We start from the raw sequence: 19059 nt of genomic DNA, 5'->3' as shown, positions 1-19059 counted from the left end.
CCGACGTGACCCGTTCGCGCGGGTAGGAGGGCGCGGGGTGGTTTCCACCCCGCGCCCTCTTCATGTCTTCCGCACGTCTTCCGACGGAGTGCATCCATCCTGCTGATCGGTCCGGAAAAACGTGTGATCTTGCGATGATCCGCATATGGATCCAGCTGACTGTCGTCCCGTCAGCAGAAAGTGATCCACCATGCCCCAGCAGCACGTCCTCCTCGAGGGAAGCAGGCGGCCGCACCCGACCAGGGCCGCGCAGATCGCCAAGGCCATCGACCCCGAGGAAACGATCTCGATCACCGTCTCCCTGCGCGGGGCCGGCCGGAACGAGAACCCCGAGCAGCGGCGCGCCGACGCGGAGAAGGTGAAGGAGGCCCTCGGGCGGTACGGGCTCAGGGTGAAGGACGAGCGGCGGCTGGAGGCCGGCAGCATCGAGATGGAAGGGAAGGTGAAGGACGCCAACAGCGCCTTCCGGACCGATCTGAAGCTCTACCACGGCGAGCGGCAGGGCGAGTTCCGCGGGCGGGAGGGCGAGCTGAGCATCCCCGCCGAACTCGACGGGATCGTCACCGGCGTGTTCGGCCTGGACAAGCGTCGGGTGGCCCGGCGCAGGGTGTTCCCCGGGAGCGGGAACCACGGATCCTTCACCCCGCGGGACCTCGAAGAGCAGTACCAGTTCCCGGAGGGTGCCGGTGCGGGTCAGAAGATCGGCATCCTCGAGTTCGGCGGATGCTACTTCGACGAGGACACCGCGACCTTCTGCCGCAACCACGGGCTGCCTCAGCCGGCCGTCGGCATCGTGCCCGTGGGATACACCCCGCCGCGCGACGCACAGCAGCTCAGGCAGCTTCCGCCGCAGGAGCGGCGGCAGGCCTTCGAGGTGGCGGGCGAGGTGATGATGGACGTGCAGATCGTCGTCGGCCTGTGCCCCGAGGCGGACATCTCGGTCTACTTCGCCGAGTGGGACCAGAAGGGCTGGATCGACCTGCTCGACACGATCATCCTCGAAAAGCCGGTATCGGTGTCGGTCAGTTACGGTCTGGCCGAGGATCACCCCGACTGGTCGCAGCTGGGACTCACGGAGATCGACAAGCGCCTCGCGGGCGCGGCGGCCCTCGGGATCACCGTCTGCATCTCGTCGGGGGACGACGGATCGGGCGACCAGATGGACGACAACGACTGCCACACGGACTTCCCGGCGTCCAGCCCCCATGTGCTCGGCGTGGGCGGCAGCATGATCCTCAAGGGCGGACAGGAGACGTCCTGGTGGACCACGCCCGGTGACCGCAGAGGGGGCGGCGGAGCGACCGGCGGCGGGGTCAGCCGGGTCTTCGACCGGCCGGCCTGGCAGAACGTCCAGGTCGCCTCCCTCAACGAGAACGCCATCGACGGCCGGGTGGTACCGGACGTCGCGGCCCTGGCGGGACCGCCCTTCTACGACCTGACGTTCGCGGGGCAGTCCCAGCCCTCCGGCGGCACCAGCGCCTCCGCCCCGCTGTGGGCCGCCCTCATCGCCCGTATCAACGCCCTGCTGCCCGCCGCCAAGCAGCAGCGCTTCCTCACACCGCTGCTCTACGGCACCGGCACCAACAGCAAACCGCTCGGACAGCACGGCTGCCGGGACATCAGTTCCGGTCATGACAACCGCTCGACGCCCTTCCCGGGCCGGGGCTACGAGGTCCGGTCCGGGTACGACGCGGTGACCGGGTTCGGCGTGCCGTTCGGGACCGAGTTGCTGAAGGCGCTCGAAACGGTCTGAGTCCGTCCGGCTCAGCCGACGAACGCCGGGGAGACGGCCGCGGTGCTGACGCGCCGCGGCTCTCCCGTGCCGTCGGCCGGAACCCGGTAGAGGTCGGCGCCGTAGTCCCCGGGCAGGGCGTAGACCAGGGTGCGGTCGTCCCGCCACACCGCCTGGTCGTCCACGCTCCGGGTCTCCGCCAGCGGGGTCTCGCGCAGCGTGCGCAGATCGAGGACGTACAGGTGCCACGGGGCGTCCTTCGGGAGGCCCGCCACGCGCTTCTTGTAGGCGACGCGGGTGCCGTCGGGGGAGAGCGAGGGGCACTCGACGTTCGCGTGCACGACGGTGACCGTGCGGGCGCGCAGGTCGCCGCGGACCAGATGGGTACGGCCCTCGGTGGCCAGCGTCGCGTAGAACGTGCGGTCGTCCGGGGCGAACGTCACACCCCAGAAGTTCGCGTCGGCCGCCCGCAGGACGTGGCCGTCCTGGACGATCCGGAACGACTCCAGGGACGGGATCAGCGCCCCCGTGCGGGTGTCCGCGATCGCCGTACGGGTCGAGAAGTCGGTGCCCGCGTACGAGTCGCCGCCCACGAACGCCGTCCACGCGGCGAAGTGTCCGGTGGGGGAGACCCGGGCGCGGGAGGGGATGCCGGGGACGTCGTAGTGGGCGGTCTCCTTCAGCCGGGCGTTCAGGATCAGCGCGCGGTAGGTGTCGGAGACCGGGCCGTGGACGGCCTGGAGGCATACGCCGGTGCCGGCGGCGGCGTAGAAGCGCAGGCACTTGACGCCCGAGGCGGTGCGCGGGCCGGACGGGTCGCTCGCGGGGACCGTGGTCAGCTCGTCGCGGTGCGGGCCCCACGCCAGGTTGCGGAACACCATGAGACCGGGCCGGGTGAGGTTCACCGAGCCCGGCGTGACCTTCGGGCCGCCCGCCTGCGTGTGGTCACGGCGGTCCGCCCGTGCCGAGGCGTGCAGCACGGAGGCCAGTCCCACCGCCGCGAGCACGGCGACCGCCGAGAGCAGGACGAGGATCCGGGTGCGTACGGTCATGCGGACACCTCCGGTGCCGTGGCTGATGCCGTACCCCTCGGGACCAGCGTCAGCGAGAACGCCGCGCACGCCGCCAGCGCCGCCGTCGAGGCCGCCAGCGCGGTCCGGTCGCCCCACAGCGTCCAGGCCGCCCCGAAGAGCAGAGAGCAGGCGAAACGGGTCAGGGCCTGGCCCGTCTGGACCAGTGCCAGGCCCGAGGAGCGCAGCGCCTCGGGCACGCTCTCCGAGGCCGCCGCCATCAGGACGCCGTCGGTGGCCGCGTAGAAGGTGCCGTGCAGGAGCAGGACGGCGTAGGGCAGCGCCGGGCCGTGCCAGGCCGTCAGGAGCAGGGCGTACGCGAGGAGCAGCGCGCCGTGGCCCGCCAGGAAGACCTGCCGGCGGCCCACCCGGTCCGCCAGCCGGCCCAGCGGCACCGCCAGCAGCAGGAACGCCGCCGCCGTGCCCAGGGGAAGCAGGGCGAACCAGCGGTCGGGGACGCCCAGTCTGCGCTGCAGCAGCAGGTACACGAAGGAGTCGCTGACCGTGGCCAGGCCCAGCAGCAGCGCGCAGACGGTGATGCGGCGCAGGTCGCGGCGGCCGAGCAGGGCGACGGCGGCGCGCAGGGTGGGGCGCGGGGCGGGGGGAGCGCCGGGGTGCTTCCCGGCCGTCGCGGGGGTGCGGTCCCCGGGGACGAACAGCACCAGGACCAGTACTCCGAGCACCGCCACGCAGAAGCTCACCGTGAACACCGCGTCGTAGCCGTCCACCGTGGCCCGCAGGATCAGGAAGGCGGCCAGCGGCCCGAGCAGCGCGCCCGCCGTGTCCATCGCGCGGTGCACACCGAAGGCCCGGCCGCGGGACTCGGGCGTGGCGGACAGGGAGATCAGGGCGTCGCGCGGGGCGGTGCGCAGGCCCTTGCCGGTGCGGTCGGCGGCCAGCACCAGGCCGATCGGCGTGAGGGTGTGGACCAGGAGCAGCAATGGCTTGCACAGGGCCGAGATGCCGTAGCCGAGGCCCGCCACCCACTTGTGCCGGCCGCCGCCCCGGTCGGCCAGGTGGCCTCCCACCAGGCGTACGACCGCCGAGAAGCCGTTGTAGACGCCGTCGAGGAGGCCGAAGCCGAGCGGGGACAGGCCGAGGCCGGTCACCAGGTACAGCGGGAGCACCGCCGTGACCATCTCGGAGGACACGTCGGTGACCAGGCTGACCGTTCCGAGGGCGAGCACCGTGGGGGCGAGCGCGGCACGGCGCCGCCCGGTCCGTGACCGGACGGCACCGTCCGCGGACACCGGCGCGCCGGGGGAGCCGGCGCGGCTGTCCGCTACGTACACGTCAGGAGGCCCAGACGCCGCTGATGTCCTGCGCGGAGGCCGCGTTGCCCGCGTGCGCGGTCAGGCCCTGGGTGTCCTCCAGGGTGCGCAGCAGGTCGTAGTGGTTGTAGGTGGTGGAGGAGGACGAGCCCGCGGTCACCGGCTGGCCGTACAGGACCGTCGGGATCCGGTTGCCGGAGAGCCGGTTGTCCTCGTCGAAGGTGATCACCAGCAGGCTGTTGTGGGTCTTGGCCCAGGTGGCGTACCCGCCCAGGTTGTTCTTCAGCCAGGTGTCGCCGGTCGAGACCGAGCAGTCGTGCATGTCGCTGCACAGGTTGGGGGTGACGAAGGACAGCTGGGGCAGCGTCGAGTAGTCCGTCGGGAACTGCGCGAACGTCTTGGCGCTGGACGTGGGCACGTTGCCGAACCCGAACCACGGGTTGTGCTTCTGCGCGTAGTTGCCACTGCCGCAGGTGGTCGAGCCCTGGCTGGGCAGCGACTCGTTGTAGCTGGCCCAGGTGCGGCCCGCCGCCAGCTGCTCGGAGGCGAGGTTGGCGGCCGAGGAGAAGCCCGGCGTGACACAGCTGTCGTCGGTGACGCCCTGGGTGGAGCCGGAGAACAGGGCGTAGTAGTTGGGCTGGCTCGGGTGGGTGATCGCGTACGACTGGGTGAGGTTCGCGCCACCGGTCTTGAGCGAGTTGATGTACGGGGCGCTGGACGAGCCGATGACCTGGCCGTAGGCGTGGTTCTCGAGGATCACGACGACCACGTGGTCCGGGGTCGGTACGGCGCCCGCCGCGTGCGCGGACTCACCGCCCAGCCCCGTCCACAGGCCGACGGCGGCCGCGGTGAACGCGGTTGCGGACGCCACGACGGTACGGGCACGGCGGAACACGGAACTGCCGGACGCGGAACTGCCGGACACATCAACCTCCGGGGTGGGGGACGGACGGGGCTGGCGGTGCGGACAGAGCATGCTCACGTCAACATTCCCCGCGCGTCAAGCCGGCCAACCCGGCGGATGAAAACCCGGTGAACTGTTGACCCGTGGTCCGCGGGGTACTCCCGCCGGATGGCCGAGATACGGGTGGGGACGTGTTCGTGGACGGACCGCGCGCTGGTGGCGAGCGGGTGGTACCCGCGGGGGCGACGGGACGCGGAGGGACGGCTGCGGCACTACGCCGAGCGGTTCCGCGTGGTCGAGGCGGACTCCCCGTACTACGCGCTGCCCAGCGCCCGCACCAGCCACCTGTGGGCGGAGCGCACGCCGGACGGCTTCGTCTTCGACGTCAAGGCGTTCTCCCTGCTCACCGGCCATCCGACCCGCACCGCGGCGCTGCCCGCCGACTTACGCGGGGCGTACGGCCGCTCCTCCGGCACCGGGACCGGGACCGACCCCGGTCTGCTCGACGAGGTGTGGACACGGTACGCGCAGGCGATCCGGCCGCTCGCGGAATCCGGCCGGCTGGGCACCCTGCTGTTCCAGTTCCCGCCCTCCTTCACCCCCGGCCCCCGGGCCGAGGCGTTCCTGCGCCGGTCCCGCGAACGGGCCGGCGGCCTGCCCCTCGCCGTGGAGTTCCGGCACCCCGACTGGTGGCACCCCGACCGTGAGCCGTCCACCACGGCGCTGCTCACCGACCTGGACGCCACCGCGGTGGCCGTCGACACGGCACAGGGGCTGCCCACCTCCATGCCCCCCGTCACGCCGGTCACCACACCCCGGCTCGCCGTCGTCCGCTTCCACGGCCGCAGCCCGCACTGGGGGACCGGTTCCAAGGAGGACCGCTTCCGCCACACCTACACCGAGCGGGAGCTGACCGAGTGGCTGCCCCGGATCCGCGAACTGGCCGACCGCACCGACCGGCTGCACCTTCTCTTCAACAACTGCTGCGCCGACGCGGCGGTCCGGGCGGCGGAGACCCTGCGCGCACTGCTGGCCCGAACGCTGCCCCGGCAGACGCCCCGCGAGACGTCCCCCGAGGCGCCCGACCGGCTTCCCCACCAGCTTCCCGCCTGGTGAACCCGCGCGGCGGCTCCGGCTTCCGGATTCACCCGGGTCCGCCCCGGCGCGGCGCTCCCGCTCTGAGGTTAGGCTCTCGGCAAGCACGACCTTGATCCGAGGGAGGCCGGGGATGACGGCGCCGGGGCGCAGGAGCAGTACCTTCAGCCGGCTGCTGCGGCACGGATTCACCGACCCGTCGGCCGCCGAGCGGCTCCTGGACAGCGCCGAGCTGATGCCCGTGCGCAACGACCCCGTGCTCCTGGAGGCCCTCGGCGCCACCGCCGACCCCGACCTCGCCCTGCACGGCCTGGTCCGGCTGCTGGAGGCCCAGCCGGGGCTCACGGCCCGCCGCGAGCTGCTGGACACGGTGATAGCCGCCAAGCCCCTGCGGGACCGGCTGCTGGGCGTCCTGGGCGCCTCCGCCGCCCTCGCCGACCACCTCGCCCGCCACCCCCGCGACTGGCACGCCCTGGTCACCTACGAGCCCCGGGACCTGCATCCCGGGGTGGAGGAGTTCGAGCGCGGGCTCGCCGAGGCCACCGACCCCGTCTCCCTGCGCGTCGCCTACCGCCGCTGTCTGCTGTCCATCGCCGCCCGTGACGTGTGCGGCACCACCGACGTCGCCGAGACCGCCGCCGAACTGGCCGACCTCGCCACCGCCACCCTGCGCGCCGCCCTGGCCATAGCGCGGACCGCCGCTCCCGGCGACGCCGCCGTGTGCCGGCTCGCGGTCATCGCCATGGGAAAGTGCGGCGGACACGAGCTGAACTACGTCTCCGACGTCGACGTCATCTTCGTCGGCGAGGCCGCCGAAGGCGCCGACGAGGGCAAGGCGATCCGGTCCGCCACCAAGCTGGCCTCGCACATGATGCGGATCTGCTCCGAGACCACCGTCGAGGGCTCCATCTGGCCGGTGGACGCCAACCTGCGCCCCGAGGGCCGCAACGGCCCCCTGGTACGCACCCTCAGCAGCCACCTCGCCTACTACCAGCGCTGGGCCAAGACCTGGGAGTTCCAGGCCCTGCTCAAGGCCCGCCCGGTGGCCGGCGACGCCGAACTGGGCGAGGCCTACCTCGACGCGCTCGAACCGCTCGTCTGGAAGGCGGCCGAACGCGAGAACTTCGTCGCCGACGTGCAGAAGATGCGCCGCCGGGTGGTGGAGAACATCCCCGCCGCCGAGATCGAACGCGAACTCAAGCTCGGCCCGGGCGGACTCAGGGACGTCGAGTTCGCCGTCCAGCTGCTGCAGCTGGTGCACGGCCGCGCCGACGCCGCACTGCGCAGCGGCACCACCCTGGACGCCCTCCAGGCACTGGCCGCCGGCGGCTACGTCGGCCGCGCCGACGCCGTCCAGCTCGACGACGCCTACCGCTTCCTGCGCACCATGGAGCACCGCATCCAGCTCTACCGGCTGCGCCGCACCCACCTCGTCCCCGAGGACGAGGCCGACCTGCGCCGCCTCGGCCGCTCACTGGGCCTGCGCGCCGACCCGGTCGCCGAGCTGACCCGTGAGTGGAAACGGCACACCGGTGTCGTACGCCGGCTGCACGAGAAGCTCTTCTACCGGCCGCTGCTCGACGCCGTCGCCCAACTCGCACCCGGCGAGGCCAGACTGAGCCCGGAGGCCGCCCGGGAACGGCTGGTCGCCCTCGGCTACGCCGACCCGGCCTCCGCCCTGCGCCACCTGGAGGCACTCGCCTCCGGCGTCACCCGCAAGGCCGCCATCCAGCGCACCCTCCTGCCCGTCCTGCTCGGCTGGTTCGCCGACTCGGCCGACCCCGACGCGGGCCTGCTCAACTTCCGCAAGGTCTCCGACGCGCTCGGCAAGACCCCCTGGTACCTGCGCCTGCTGCGGGACGAGGGGGCCGCCGCCGAGAACCTCGCCCGCGTCCTGTCGGCCGGCCGCCTCGCCCCCGACCTGCTGATGCGCGCCCCCGAGGCGGTCGCCCTGCTCGGCGACGGCGACGGCGGCGGACTTGAGCCGCGCGGCCGTGCCCCCCTGGAGCAGGAGATACTCGCCGCCGTCGGCCGCGCCCAGAACGCCGCGCAGGGCGTCACCGCCGCCCGGGGCGTGCGCCGCCGCGAGCTGTTCCGCACGGCCGCCGCCGACATCGTCGACTCCTACGGCACCGAGTCCAACCCGGCCGAGGCCGACCAGGGCGCCCTCGTGGACCGGGTCGGCGCCGCCGTCTCCGACCTCACGGCGGCCACCCTCTCCGGCACCCTGCGCGCGGTGGTCCGCGACAGCTGGGGCGACACCCTGCCCACCCGGTTCGCGATCATCGGCATGGGCCGGTTCGGCGGCCACGAACTGGGCTACGGCTCCGACGCCGACGTCCTGTTCGTCCACGAACCCCGCGACGGCGTCGACGAACGGGAGGCCGCCGAGGCCGCCAACAAGGTCGTCGCCGAGATGCGCCGCCTGCTCCAGCTGCCCAGCGCCGACCCGCCCCTCCTGATCGACGCCGGGCTGCGCCCGGAGGGCAAGTCCGGCCCGCTGGTGCGCACCCTGAAGTCGTACGAGGCCTACTACCGCCGCTGGTCCCTGGTCTGGGAGTCCCAGGCCCTCCTGCGGGCCGAACCGGTCGCCGGTGACGAGGACCTCGCCCGCCGCTTCATCGGCCTGATCGACCCGCTGCGCTACCCGGCCGGCGGTCTCGCCGAGGACGGCACCCGGGAGATCCGCCGCCTCAAGGCCCGGATGGAGTCCGAACGCCTCCCGCGCGGCGCCGACCCCAAACTCCACACCAAGCTCGGCCCCGGCGGCCTCTCCGACGTCGAGTGGACCGTACAGCTGCTGCAGCTGCGCCACGGCTGCGACCACCCGGGCTTGCGCACCACCCGCACCCGCGAGGCCCTCGACGCCGCCCGCCTGGCCGGCCTCATCGACGCCGCCGACGCCGCCATCCTCGACGAGGCCTGGGTGCTGGCCACCCGTGTCCGCAACGCCGTGATGCTGGTACGCGGCCGGGCCGGCGACACGTTCCCCACCGAACCCCGCGAGCTGGCCGCCGTGGGCCGCTACCTGGGCTACGGCGACGGCCACGCGGGCGACATGCTCGACGCCTACCGCCGCACCACCCGCCGGGCCCGCGCCGTGGTGGACGAACTCTTCTACGGCACCACGGACCGCTGACGCCGGCCGGACCCTAGGCGGGCGCCGGAGCCAGCCGTGGCAGGGCGTACGGCAGGGCGCCGTACCAGAGGCGGGACAGGGTGAGGCCGAAGGTGAGGCAGAGCGCGCCGCCCACCGCGTCCAGCCAGAAGTGGTTCGCCGTGGCGACGATCACCAGCAGCGTGGCCGCCGGGTAGAGCAGGCCCAGCACCCGAGCCCACGGCACCGACGCCAGCGTGCAGACCGTCAGACCGCACCACAGCGACCAGCCGATGTGCATCGACGGCATCGCCGCGTACTGGTTCGACATGTGCTTGAGGTCGCCGGAGGCCATCGACCCCCAGGTGTGGTGGATCATGACCGTGTCGACGAAGGCGCCGCCGCTCATCAGCCGGGGCGGCGCGAGCGGGAACAGGTAGTAACCGACCAGCGCGACACCCGTCGTCGCGAACAGCGCCAGCCGGGTCGCCGCGTACCGCCCCGGATGCCGGCGGTACAGCCACACCAGGACACCCAGCGTCACCACGAAGTGCAGCGTCGCGTAGTAGTAGTTCATGCCGATGATCAGCCAATGCACCGAGTTCACGGCATGGTTGACCGACTGCTCCACGGCGATCCCCAGACGGTGCTCCGTCCGCCAGATCCAGTCCGCGTCCCGCAGCGCCTCGGCCTTCTGCTCCGGCACCGCGTTGCGGATCAGCGAGTACGTCCAGTAACTCACCGCGATCAGAAGGATCTCGAACCACAGCCGGGGCCGCCGCGGAGACCGCAGCCGCCCCAGCAGACCCCACCCGCCCTCGCCCGTGACGGTCCGCGGAACGGCCGGCTGCTCGCGACCTTCCGGCTCTGTCACGGTCGAGTCACTCATAGGCACAGAGTCTGCCAGAAAAGACATCCTCGACAGATCATCCCAAGCATGGGTCCATGCCGCACGTTCTACGGGCGGCCCCGGTCCCCGGGCGCCGAGGCCGTCGACCCGCGCACCACCAGCTCCGGCATGAACACGAACTCGCTGTGCGGCGCGGGCGTCCCGCCGATCTCCTCCAGCAGCGTCCGCACCGCCGCCTGCCCCATCGCCGGCACCGGCTTGCGGATCGTGGTCAGCGGCGGATCGGTGAAGGCGATCAGCGGGGAGTCGTCGAAGCCCACCACGGAGACGTCCCGCGGCACCTCCAGACCCCGCTGCCGGGCCGCCCGTATCGCACCCAGCGCCATCATGTCGCTGGCGCACACCACCGCCGTGCACTCCCGCTCGATCAGCGCGGTCGCCGCCGCCTGACCACCCTCCAGGGTGTACAGGGAGTGCTGGACCAGCCGCTCCTCTATGTCGGCCGGCGCCAGACCGAGCAGCTCCTGCATCGCCCGCACGAACCCGTCGATCTTCCGCTGCACCGGCACGAACCGCTTCGGCCCGAGCGCCAGACCTATCCGGGTGTGGCCCAGGGAGGCCAGGTGCGTGACCGCCAGGGTCATCGCCGCCCGGTCGTCCGGGGAGATGAACGGCGCCTGCACCTTCGGCGAGAACCCGTCGACCAGCACGAAGGGCACACCCTGCGCGCGCAGCTGCTCGTAGCGCTGCATGTCGGCGGTGGTGTCGGCGTGCAGCCCGGAGACATAGATGATCCCGGCGACCCCCCGGTCCACCAGCATCTCCGTCAGCTCGTCCTCGGTGGAGCCGCCCGGCGTCTGGGTGGCCAGCACCGGCGTGTACCCCTGACGGGTCAGCGCCTGCCCGATCACCTGCGCCAACGCGGGGAATATCGGGTTCTCCAGCTCCGGGGTGATCAGTCCGACCAGGCCCTCACTGCGCTGCCGCAGCCGTACGGGCCGCTCGTAGCCCAGGACGTCCAGAGCGGCCAGGACGGACTGGCGGGTGGTCGCGGCGACGCCCGGCTTCCCGTTCAGGACACGGCTGACGGTGGCCTCGCTGACCCCCGCCTGAGCCGCGATGTCGGCAAGCCGTGTGGTCACAGGGTTGGACTGTACCGGTCGCATCTCAGACTGCCCACCAGATGGTCGAATCCGCCGGCACCGCGGTCGTGCCCGTGCCCGCCACCACCTCCGCGCTGGCCAGCAGCACCGTGCCGGGCGTCGGCACCGCGACCGGAGCGGCCGTGAGGTTGACCGTGCACACGAAGGAACCCCCCTCGGCGTCCCGGCGGAAGGCCAGCACCCCCCGGGGCGCCTCCAGCCAGGTGACCTGGCGGCCCGCCCCGAGCGCGGGGTGCGCGCGGCGCACGGCGAGCGCGCTGCGGTAGAACTCCAGCGTCGAGGTGGGGTCGCCGTCCTGCGCCTCGACCGTCAGCTCCCGCCAGCCGGCCGGCTGCGGCAGCCAGCTCGGGCCGCCCTCGACGGGCCCGAACCCGAACGGCGCCACCCGCCCCGACCACGGCATCGGCACCCGGCAGCCGTCACGGGTGCCGTCCTGCCCGGCGCTGCGGAAGAACGCCGGGTCCTGACGCACCTCGTCGGGCAGGTCGACGACCTCGGGCAGACCGAGTTCCTCGCCCTGGTAGAGGTACGCCGAGCCGGGCAGCGCCAGCATGAGCAGGGTCGCCGCCCGGGCCCGGCGCAGACCACGCGCCTCGTCCCCTTCCGCGAGACGCGTGGAGTGCCGTACCACGTCGTGGTTGGACAGCACCCAGGTCGCGGGCGCGTGCACGGCGTTCATGGCGCCGAGCGAACGGTCGATGACCTCGCGCAGCCCGTCCGCGTTCCAACCGGTGGTCAGGTAGGAGAAGTTGAAGGCCTGGTGCAGTTCGTCCGGGCGCAGGTACAGCGCGCTGCGCTCCACGGTCGGCGTCCACGCCTCGGCCACCGCGATACGGTCACCGGTGTACTCGTCGAGGATCCGCCGCCAGCTGCGGTAGATCTCGTGCACGCCGTCCTGGTCGAAGTACGGCACCGCCTCCGTGCCGAGCAGCTTGACCTGCTCGTCATGGCCGATGTCCGGCAGACCGGCCGCCTTGACCAGACCGTGCGCCACGTCCACGCGGAACCCGTCGACCCCGAGGTCCAGCCAGAACCGCAGGATGGAACGGAACTCGTCGTGCACGGCCGGGTGGTCCCAGTTGAAGTCCGGCTGCTCCGGCGCGAACAGATGCAGGTACCACTCGCCGTCCGGGACCCGCGTCCAGGCCGGCCCGCCGAAGATCGACTCCCAGTCGTTGGGCGGCAGTTCACCGTCCGCGCCCTTGCCCGGCCGGAAGTGGAAGCGCTCCCTGACCGGCGAACCGGGCCCCTCGCGCAGCGCCTGCTTGAACCACTCGTGCTGGTCCGAACAGTGGTTCGGCACCACGTCCACGATGACCCTGAGACCCAGCGCGTGCGCGTCCCGGACCAGGTCGTCGGCGTCCGTCAGAGTGCCGAACATCGGGTCCACGGCCCGGTAGTCGGCGACGTCGTACCCCGCGTCGGCCTGCGGGGAGGCGTAGAACGGCGACAGCCAGACCGCGTCCACCCCGAGCTTCCTCAGGTACGGCAGACGCGCCCGGATCCCCGGCAGGTCGCCCATGCCGTCGCCGTTGCCGTCGGCGAAGCTGCGCGGATAGACCTGGTAGATGACCGCGTCGCGCCACCACTCCGGGCGCCCGTGGTCGGCGGAGACGGCATCGGTGGGGACTGCGTCGGTGACGTGCTGGGTCATGGATTCCCTTAGGGGTGCGAGGGGAACGACGGAAGCGCTTGCTCAGTGGGTAGGGGCCGGCGCGGCCCGGGCCGGGGTCAGGACTTGGTGCCGCCCGCCGTCAGCCCGGAGACCAGGCTGCGCTGCACCAGCATGAACACCACGGCCGCCGGGATGGTGATGATGATCGCCGTGGCCGAGGTCCAGGCCCAGTCGGGCCGCTGGTCCTGCGCGAAGGTACGGATGCCGACGGCGAGCGTGTAGTGGTCGGACTGCATGAACTGCGTCGCGTACGCCACCTCGCCCCAGGCGGTCAGGAAGCTGTAGAACGCGGTCACCGCCAGGCCCGGCCGGGCCAGCGGCACGATCAGCCGCCAGAACGTGCCGAACGGGGTGAGCCCGTCCACCCGGCCCGCCTCGTCGATCTCCTTCGGGATGGTGTCGAAGTAGCCCTTCATCATCCACGCGCAGAACGGCACCGCCGTGGTCGCGTACGCCAGGATCAGTCCGAGGTAGTTGTCGAGCAGGTCCAGGTCGGACATCAGCAGGTACAGCGGCACGATCAGCACGATACTGGGAAACATCTGGGTGACCAGGAACGTCCACATCAGCTGACGGCTGCCCGGGAACTTCATCCGGGACACCGCGTATCCGGCGGTCGAGGCGAGGAAGACACCGAGCACGGTGGTGCCGCCGGCCACGACGACGGTGTTCAGGAACCACTTCGGCAGGTCCGAATGGGCCAGCACGTCCGTGTAGTTGTGCAGACTGAGGTCCTTCAGCACCTGGCTCGGCTGCTGCCAGGCGTTCTTCGGGCCCAGTGAGATGAACAGGATCCACACCACCGGGAAGGCCGCGATCACCGTGGCGAGGATCAGCGTGCCGTGCAGGGCGATCGACGCGCCCGGGCCGCGCTCCTCCCTGCCCCGTTCCCTGCGGGTCCGGGCGGCGGGTGCGGGCTGGGCGGGGGAGCCGGCGGTCGCGGCGGTCTGGTGCGTTGCGGCGGTCATGGCGATGGCTCCTTACGCCTGCTCGGACTTCAGGGTGTTGCGGCGGTAGAAGGTCGAGAAGGCCAGCAGGAGGGCGAGGATGATGATCCCGTAGGTGGCCGCTCCCGCGTAGTCGGAGATCCCGGTGAAGGCCTTGCGGAAGGCGAAGGTGACGAGGATGTCGGTGTCACCGGTGGAGTTGTTGCCCAGCAGCAGGTAGATGACGTTGAACATGTTGAACGTCCAGATGCAGCCCAGCAGGACCACCGTGTTCGACACCGGGCGCAGACCGGGCAGCGTGATGTTGACGAACCGCTGCCAGGGCGAGGCGCCGTCCATCTCGGCCGCCTCGTACAGCTCCTTCGGGATGGACTGCAGGCCGCCCAGCACCGCGACCATGTTGAAGGGGATGCCGATCCAGACGTTCACCATGATGACGGCGATCTTCTGGGCCAGCGGGGTGCCCAGCCAGTCCTGCTGGGGCAGGCCGACAGCGGTGATGATCTCGTTGAAGACGCCGTACTGCGAGTTGAGCATCAGCCGCCAGGCGAAGACACCGATGAACGACGGGACGGCCCAGGGCAGGATCAGCATCGCCCGGTAGAAGCCGCGCAGCCGCATCTCGCGGTTGAGCAGCACCGCGAGGCCCATGCCGAGGCCGACCTGGAGGGCGACGCAGGACACCGTCCACACGATCGTCCACACCAGGCGCGGGTAGAAGTCGCCGTCCGCGCCGGACAGCACGTGCCAGTAGTTGTCCAGGCCCACGAAGCCGTAGGTGGCCGGGCGGTGGAAGGCGCCGATGGTGGTGGCGACGTTCGCCTCGTTGGCGTTGGTCAGCGACTGGTAGAAGCCGTATCCCAGCGGATACAGCACCAGTACGCCGATCACGACGGCCACCGGGGTCACCATGGCCCAGGCGTACCAGTACTTGTCCCAGGACCGCCGCAGCGCCGAAACGCGTGCTGTCCTCCCGGACCTGCCGGGCTCTCCGGTCTGTGCGGTGCTCGCTGCGGTGGTCATCCTCATCGACTCTTATCGGCTCGTTCGCGGCGGAGGTCTGGTGGTTACGCGGCCCCGGGGAGCCCCGGTCGGGGCGGCAGCGGGGAGAACGTTCCCCGGGGCCGCGTGTCCTTCGGTTACCGTTCGTCGGCTGCCGGGTCAGCCGACGGAGTAGCCGGGCAGCAGCTGCTGGAACTGCTTGGCGGTGGCGTCCAGGCCCGACTTGACCGACTCGTCGCCCTGCAGGATCTTCGCGTAGTTCTGCTGCATCGGCGTGAAGAGCGAACCGACCTGCGGAAGCGCGACGCGCGGCCGGGCGGTCTTCGCCAGGATCGGCTCGAAGCCGGCGATCTTGGCGTCGGCGGTGACCGCGTCGGTGTAGGCGGACTTGCGGGTCGGCAGGGTGCCGTTCTTCTCCGCGATGGTGATCTGGCTCGCGGTGGACGTCATGAACTGGGTGAACAGGTAGCTGGCGTCCAGGTTCCGCGAGCCCTGGTAGACCGTGAGGTCGTGACCGCCGGTCGGGGCCTGGGCGGTGCCGCCCGCGCCGGCCGGGACCGGGGCGAAGCCGAGGTTGGACTCCTTGCCCTTGAACGCCGGGCCGGTCAGGTCGTCACTGACCGACCAGGGGCCCTGGACCAGCATGGCGACCTTGCCGTTCTTGAAGGCGGTCTGCATGTTCTGGTAGGCGTTCGCGAAGTCGACCTTCATCGAGGCCTCGTCGTAGATCTTCTTCGCGGTGGTCAGCGCGGTGACGGCCTTGTCGTCACTGATGGTGATCTTCTTCGACGAGGTGTCGGCCATGTCCGCGCCGTTGCTGTAGAGCAGCGGCAGCAGGAAGTACGCGTCCGGGTTGACGTAGGTGCCGTACGCGCCGGTCTTCTGCTTGATGGTCTTGGCGTCGGCGATGAACTCGTCCCAGGTGGCCGGCGGCCCCGCGATGCCCGCCTTCTTCAGCAGGTCCTTGTTGTAGAGGATGCCCAGGGTGTCGGTGACCGAGGGGACGCCGTAGGTCTTGCCGTTGTACTTGGTGGTGTTCATCGGGCCGGTGTTGAAGTCCGAGGTGTCCTTCAGTGCGGCCGTGCCGTCCAGCGGGGCGATGTACCCCAGGGAGGCGTACTCGGCCATCAGGCCGACGTCGGTGCGGATGACGTCGGGGGCGCCCTTGCCGCTCTTGGCGGCGGACTTGAACTTCTGCTCGATGTCGGTGAACGGGACGGGCTGGTAGTTCACCTTGATCTTCGGGTACTTGGCCTCGAACTCCTTGATCAGGGCCTGGTACGCCGGGGCTTCGGTCGCCGCGTCCGAGGTGTCCCAGTACGTGATCGTGCCGGAGACGTCCTTGGGGTCCTTCGGCTTGCTCGAGGCGCTGCCGCCCGAGCCGCCACAGGCGGAGGCGGACAGGGCGACCACGGTGACCGCGGCGGCGATCGATATGCCACGTCGCATAGGAGGCTCCTAGAAGAGGTTGCCCGGATCATCCCTTGGGAGGACCGCGGGTGCCGTCTGTCCCTTTCGACGGCCGCCGGGCGCGGGAGGAAGGTAACAGCGCTGCAAGTCCTTGCGAAAGACGTTGCAAGGAAATTTCCGCAAGGGGCTCCCAAGCGTGATGTTCCCGTTACCGGCACGGCCGTGGGCTGCTCGGAAACCTCTTGCACATCTTGCTGAAACGTAACGGCAAGGGATACGGTCCGCCGGCATCCCCCCCACGCACGACTCTCCCCACCCGCACGATGAAGTGCAGGAGCACCCCCATGCCCAAGAGAACGCTCGCCGCCGTGGCCGCCCTCGCCGCGGCCTTCACGGTTGGCATGAACCCGACGATCGCGCAGGCCTCGCCGCCCGGCGCCAAGGACGTCACCGCCGTCCTCTTCGAGTGGAACCACGCCTCCGTCGCCAAGGAGTGCGCGAGCACCCTGGGTCCCGCCGGCTACGGATACGTCCAGGTCTCCCCGCTGCGACGTGCAGAACGGCACGACGGTGGCGGTGAACCCGAGCGGGCAGTTCACCGCCACCCTGGGCAGCAACACCGCGCTGGCGATCTACGCCGGCAAGCCGCGCTGCTGAGCCCGCTCACCGCCAGGAGTCGCTCGTCGTGTAGCCGGACGAACCGCCCGTCGTGTACGAACGGTTCGTCCCGGACTCCCAGGTCACGTTCCCGGAACCGTCCTTCTTGACGTACTTGTAGGTGAAGGCCGTGTTCTTCGGGACGATCACCAGCCTGCTCCACGTCGGGTAGGACGCCGACGAGAGCGGGATCGCGTCGCCGGTGTTCCAGGAGCCGAGGGAGGGGACCGAGCCGACGACGTAGACGCCCGTGCCCCAGTCGGTCGTGGCGCCGACGCGGAAGGTGACGTCGGTGGCGTTCGCGTCCGGCACGTTCCAGGAGTCGTCCAGCGACAGGGCCGACGTGGTCGTGGTGGCGGACCTGTTGGCGTTCGACTCCCAGGTCACCTTGCCCGAGCCGTCCTTCTCGACGTACTTGAACTGGAAGGACGTGTCGACCGGCACGCTCACCTCCCCCGACCAGACCGGGTACCCCGACGACGACAGCCTGACCGCCTTCGAGGTGTCCCAGCCGCCCAGGGCGGGGATCGAGCCGACGACGTACACGTCGGTGCCGGACGGGGTCGGCGCGTACTCGTGGAAGGTGGCGTTCACCGTGCCGCCGGAGCCGCCGCCCGCGTCCGAGCAGCCGACCGTGCAGGTGTAGGAGGAGTTGTAGAAGGCGACCGCGCTCTTCGCGGGGACGGTGATCGTCGCGTCGCCGCCGGAGACGGTCACCGTCGTCGCGCCGCCGTCCACCACGTTCTTGTAGGTGCCGTCCGCCATGCCCGTGGTGAAGGTGTAGGCGGCGCCGCTCGTGCCGTTGTTGAGGGCGAAGAACCCCGCGCCGCCGCGGCCGAAGCCGATCACGTTCGAGGACTTCGTCTGCCAGTCGGACACCGCCGCCGTGCCGGCCGCGTTGTGCCAGGCGACCATGCCGACCACCGCGGTGTCCCGGTCCAGGCAGTACCAGGAGCCGCCGGCGCAGTCCGTGTCGGTCACGAAGCCGGCGGAGTTCGGCGGGGCCTGGTCGGACTGGGTCCACTCCCAACTGGCGTACACCGTCGGCGTCGACCACTTGTAGGCGAGCTGGAAGAGGTTCGCCAGCTTGTAGGTGTCGCCGTCCTTGTACGACATGTCCAGGCCGTTGCGCTCGGTGTCGTGGTTGGTCACGAAGGACACCGAGTCGGCGGCGGGCAGGATGCCGGACGAGGACAGGGACGCGAGATCGCTGACACTGCCCTGGAAAGCCGACTTCAGCCGGCTCGCGTAGGTGAAGTCCAGGACGTCCCCGGAGCCGTAGTAGTCGCCGGGCTGCGGGGTGGCGCCGGGGTAGACCTCCTGGAAGACGTAGGGGGCCGCACCGGAGGTCGTGGTGTTCAGCCCGGCGACGATCGCCGCCAGGTCGGCGGCCGGGATGTGCTTGGCCGAGTCCACCCGGAAGCCGTCGACGCCCAGCGCGAGCTGCTTGTCGAGGAAGGCAACGAGCCCGGAGCGGACGTGCTCCGTGCCGGTCCTGAGGTCGGGCAGGCCGAGCAGTTCGCAGTTCTGGACCTGGGTGAGGTTCGAGTAGTCCTGGATCGTCAGGTCGGAGGTGGGGCAGTCGGCCGACGTGTGGTAGTCGCCGGGGCCCCAGTCGGGGGTGTGGTACTTGTCGCCGATGGTGGTGCCGTCGTAGCCGGTGCCGGTCTGGGCGGCCGTGTGGTTGATCACCGCGTCGGTGTAGACCTTCACGCCCGCCGCGTGGCAGGCGGAGATCATGGACGCGAACCGGGCCGCCGTACCGAAACGGCTGTTCAGGGTGTAGGAGTACGGCTGGTAGACGTCCCACCAGTAGTAGTTCGACTGCTTGAGGGACTCGGAGGGCGGCGCGACCTGCACCGCGCCGTAACCGGCCGGTCCGAGCACATCGGTGCACTCGCGGGCGACCGAGTCCCAGTTCCACTCCCACAGGTTGGCGATCACGTCGCCCTGGGCGGCGGTGTCCGCCCGCGCGTCGGCCGCCGGGAGGGCGACGGCGCCCGCGAGTGCCAGGACGCCCGCGGCCACGGCCGAGACCGTGCGGCTGCGGACACCTGGGGATCGGTGTCGGGTCATGTGCGGCTCCGGAGAGATCAGAAGAGAAGGATCGGGGTTCAACAACCGGTGAGCGTGCGGCAGTTGCCAGAAGCAGTCAAGGCCGTTCGTGAAAGTTCTTGCTGTGAATT

The 19059-nt window shown here is 71.1% G+C and carries 13 protein-coding genes and 1 pseudogene; 4 read left to right on the top strand and 10 right to left on the bottom strand.

Annotation, left to right across the window (positions count from 1 at the left end; genetic code table 11):
• Nucleotides 1-190 precede the first annotated feature (190 nt).
• Nucleotides 191-1753, top strand: coding sequence for a protease pro-enzyme activation domain-containing protein (locus ACFYMM_RS05730; protein WP_388384173.1), 1563 nt, complete (start codon nucleotides 191-193; stop codon nucleotides 1751-1753).
• Between the two features lie 11 nt (nucleotides 1754-1764).
• Here the strand turns inward: ACFYMM_RS05730 and ACFYMM_RS05725 are convergent, their stop codons facing one another.
• From ACFYMM_RS05725 to ACFYMM_RS05715, 3 genes are read right to left on the bottom strand one after another with little or no spacing between them, the layout of a single operon-like run.
• Entirely contained in the window at nucleotides 1765-2784 is a 1020-nt protein-coding gene (locus tag ACFYMM_RS05725) for a TolB family protein (protein ID WP_388384171.1), read from the bottom strand.
• Nucleotides 2781-4094, bottom strand: coding sequence for an MFS transporter (locus ACFYMM_RS05720; RefSeq protein WP_388384169.1), 1314 nt, complete (start codon nucleotides 4092-4094; stop codon nucleotides 2781-2783). Before ACFYMM_RS05720 ends, ACFYMM_RS05725 begins: the two co-directional genes overlap by 4 nt.
• A gap of 1 nt (nucleotide 4095) precedes the next feature.
• Nucleotides 4096-4968 (bottom strand): alkaline phosphatase family protein, encoded by an 873-nt coding sequence (locus ACFYMM_RS05715; protein ID WP_388384512.1) that lies wholly within the window; start codon nucleotides 4966-4968, stop codon nucleotides 4096-4098.
• 177 nt (nucleotides 4969-5145) lie between these two features.
• Between ACFYMM_RS05715 and ACFYMM_RS05710 the strand changes: the two genes are divergently transcribed.
• Nucleotides 5146-6093, top strand: a complete 948-nt coding sequence (locus ACFYMM_RS05710) for a DUF72 domain-containing protein (RefSeq protein WP_388384167.1) — start codon at nucleotides 5146-5148, stop codon at nucleotides 6091-6093.
• 112 nt (nucleotides 6094-6205) lie between these two features.
• Entirely contained in the window at nucleotides 6206-9211 is a 3006-nt protein-coding gene (locus ACFYMM_RS05705; protein ID WP_388384165.1) for a bifunctional [glutamine synthetase] adenylyltransferase/[glutamine synthetase]-adenylyl-L-tyrosine phosphorylase, read from the top strand.
• A 13-nt stretch (nucleotides 9212-9224) separates the two neighbouring features.
• Here ACFYMM_RS05705 and ACFYMM_RS05700 read toward each other — a convergent pair whose 3' ends face one another.
• The 6 genes from ACFYMM_RS05700 to ACFYMM_RS05675 form a co-directional block, all read right to left on the bottom strand.
• On the bottom strand, nucleotides 9225-10058 hold the full coding sequence (locus tag ACFYMM_RS05700) for a phosphatase PAP2 family protein (protein ID WP_388384163.1): 834 nt from the start codon (nucleotides 10056-10058) through the stop codon (nucleotides 9225-9227).
• Between the two features lie 68 nt (nucleotides 10059-10126).
• On the bottom strand, nucleotides 10127-11161 hold the full coding sequence (locus ACFYMM_RS05695) for a LacI family DNA-binding transcriptional regulator (protein ID WP_388384161.1): 1035 nt from the start codon (nucleotides 11159-11161) through the stop codon (nucleotides 10127-10129).
• A gap of 25 nt (nucleotides 11162-11186) precedes the next feature.
• Nucleotides 11187-12836: a glycoside hydrolase family 13 protein gene (locus ACFYMM_RS05690; RefSeq protein ID WP_388384159.1), complete on the bottom strand. Its 1650-nt coding sequence runs from the start codon at nucleotides 12834-12836 to the stop codon at nucleotides 11187-11189.
• 77 nt (nucleotides 12837-12913) lie between these two features.
• Nucleotides 12914-13825 carry a sugar ABC transporter permease gene (locus tag ACFYMM_RS05685; protein WP_388384157.1) on the bottom strand — a complete coding sequence of 304 codons (912 nt, stop codon included), beginning with the start codon at nucleotides 13823-13825 and terminating at the stop codon, nucleotides 12914-12916.
• A 12-nt stretch (nucleotides 13826-13837) separates the two neighbouring features.
• Nucleotides 13838-14827 (bottom strand): carbohydrate ABC transporter permease, encoded by a 990-nt coding sequence (locus ACFYMM_RS05680; protein ID WP_388384155.1) that lies wholly within the window; start codon nucleotides 14825-14827, stop codon nucleotides 13838-13840.
• Between the two features lie 138 nt (nucleotides 14828-14965).
• The gene (locus ACFYMM_RS05675; protein ID WP_388384153.1) at nucleotides 14966-16255 is read right to left on the bottom strand and encodes an extracellular solute-binding protein; all 1290 of its coding nucleotides are present in this window, start codon (nucleotides 16253-16255) and stop codon (nucleotides 14966-14968) included.
• 305 nt (nucleotides 16256-16560) lie between these two features.
• Between ACFYMM_RS05675 and ACFYMM_RS05670 the strand changes: the two are divergent.
• Nucleotides 16561-16761: pseudogene (locus ACFYMM_RS05670) on the top strand (glycosidase); the annotation flags it as partial.
• Between the two features lie 118 nt (nucleotides 16762-16879).
• Here ACFYMM_RS05670 and ACFYMM_RS05665 read toward each other — a convergent pair.
• Entirely contained in the window at nucleotides 16880-18949 is a 2070-nt protein-coding gene (locus tag ACFYMM_RS05665) for a carbohydrate-binding module family 20 domain-containing protein (protein ID WP_388384151.1), read from the bottom strand.
• Between the last annotated feature and the right edge of the window lie 110 nt (nucleotides 18950-19059).

Source organism: Streptomyces sp. NPDC006739, from assembly GCF_042869815.1.
GTDB lineage: Bacteria > Actinomycetota > Actinomycetes > Streptomycetales > Streptomycetaceae > Streptomyces.
This window is presented reverse-complemented; position numbering and strand designations above follow the sequence as displayed.

Coding starts and splice junctions, on each gene's coding strand:
- ACFYMM_RS05730 (WP_388384173.1), top strand. CDS start 191: ATGCCCCAGCAGCACGTCCTCCTCGAGGGAAGCAGGCGGCCGCACCCG.
- ACFYMM_RS05725 (WP_388384171.1), bottom strand. CDS start 2,784: ATGACCGTACGCACCCGGATCCTCGTCCTGCTCTCGGCGGTCGCCGTG.
- ACFYMM_RS05710 (WP_388384167.1), top strand. CDS start 5,146: ATGGCCGAGATACGGGTGGGGACGTGTTCGTGGACGGACCGCGCGCTG.
- ACFYMM_RS05705 (WP_388384165.1), top strand. CDS start 6,206: ATGACGGCGCCGGGGCGCAGGAGCAGTACCTTCAGCCGGCTGCTGCGG.
- ACFYMM_RS05700 (WP_388384163.1), bottom strand. CDS start 10,058: ATGAGTGACTCGACCGTGACAGAGCCGGAAGGTCGCGAGCAGCCGGCC.
- ACFYMM_RS05690 (WP_388384159.1), bottom strand. CDS start 12,836: ATGACCCAGCACGTCACCGACGCAGTCCCCACCGATGCCGTCTCCGCC.
- ACFYMM_RS05685 (WP_388384157.1), bottom strand. CDS start 13,825: ATGACCGCCGCAACGCACCAGACCGCCGCGACCGCCGGCTCCCCCGCC.
- ACFYMM_RS05680 (WP_388384155.1), bottom strand. CDS start 14,827: ATGACCACCGCAGCGAGCACCGCACAGACCGGAGAGCCCGGCAGGTCC.
- ACFYMM_RS05675 (WP_388384153.1), bottom strand. CDS start 16,255: ATGCGACGTGGCATATCGATCGCCGCCGCGGTCACCGTGGTCGCCCTG.
- ACFYMM_RS05665 (WP_388384151.1), bottom strand. CDS start 18,949: ATGACCCGACACCGATCCCCAGGTGTCCGCAGCCGCACGGTCTCGGCC.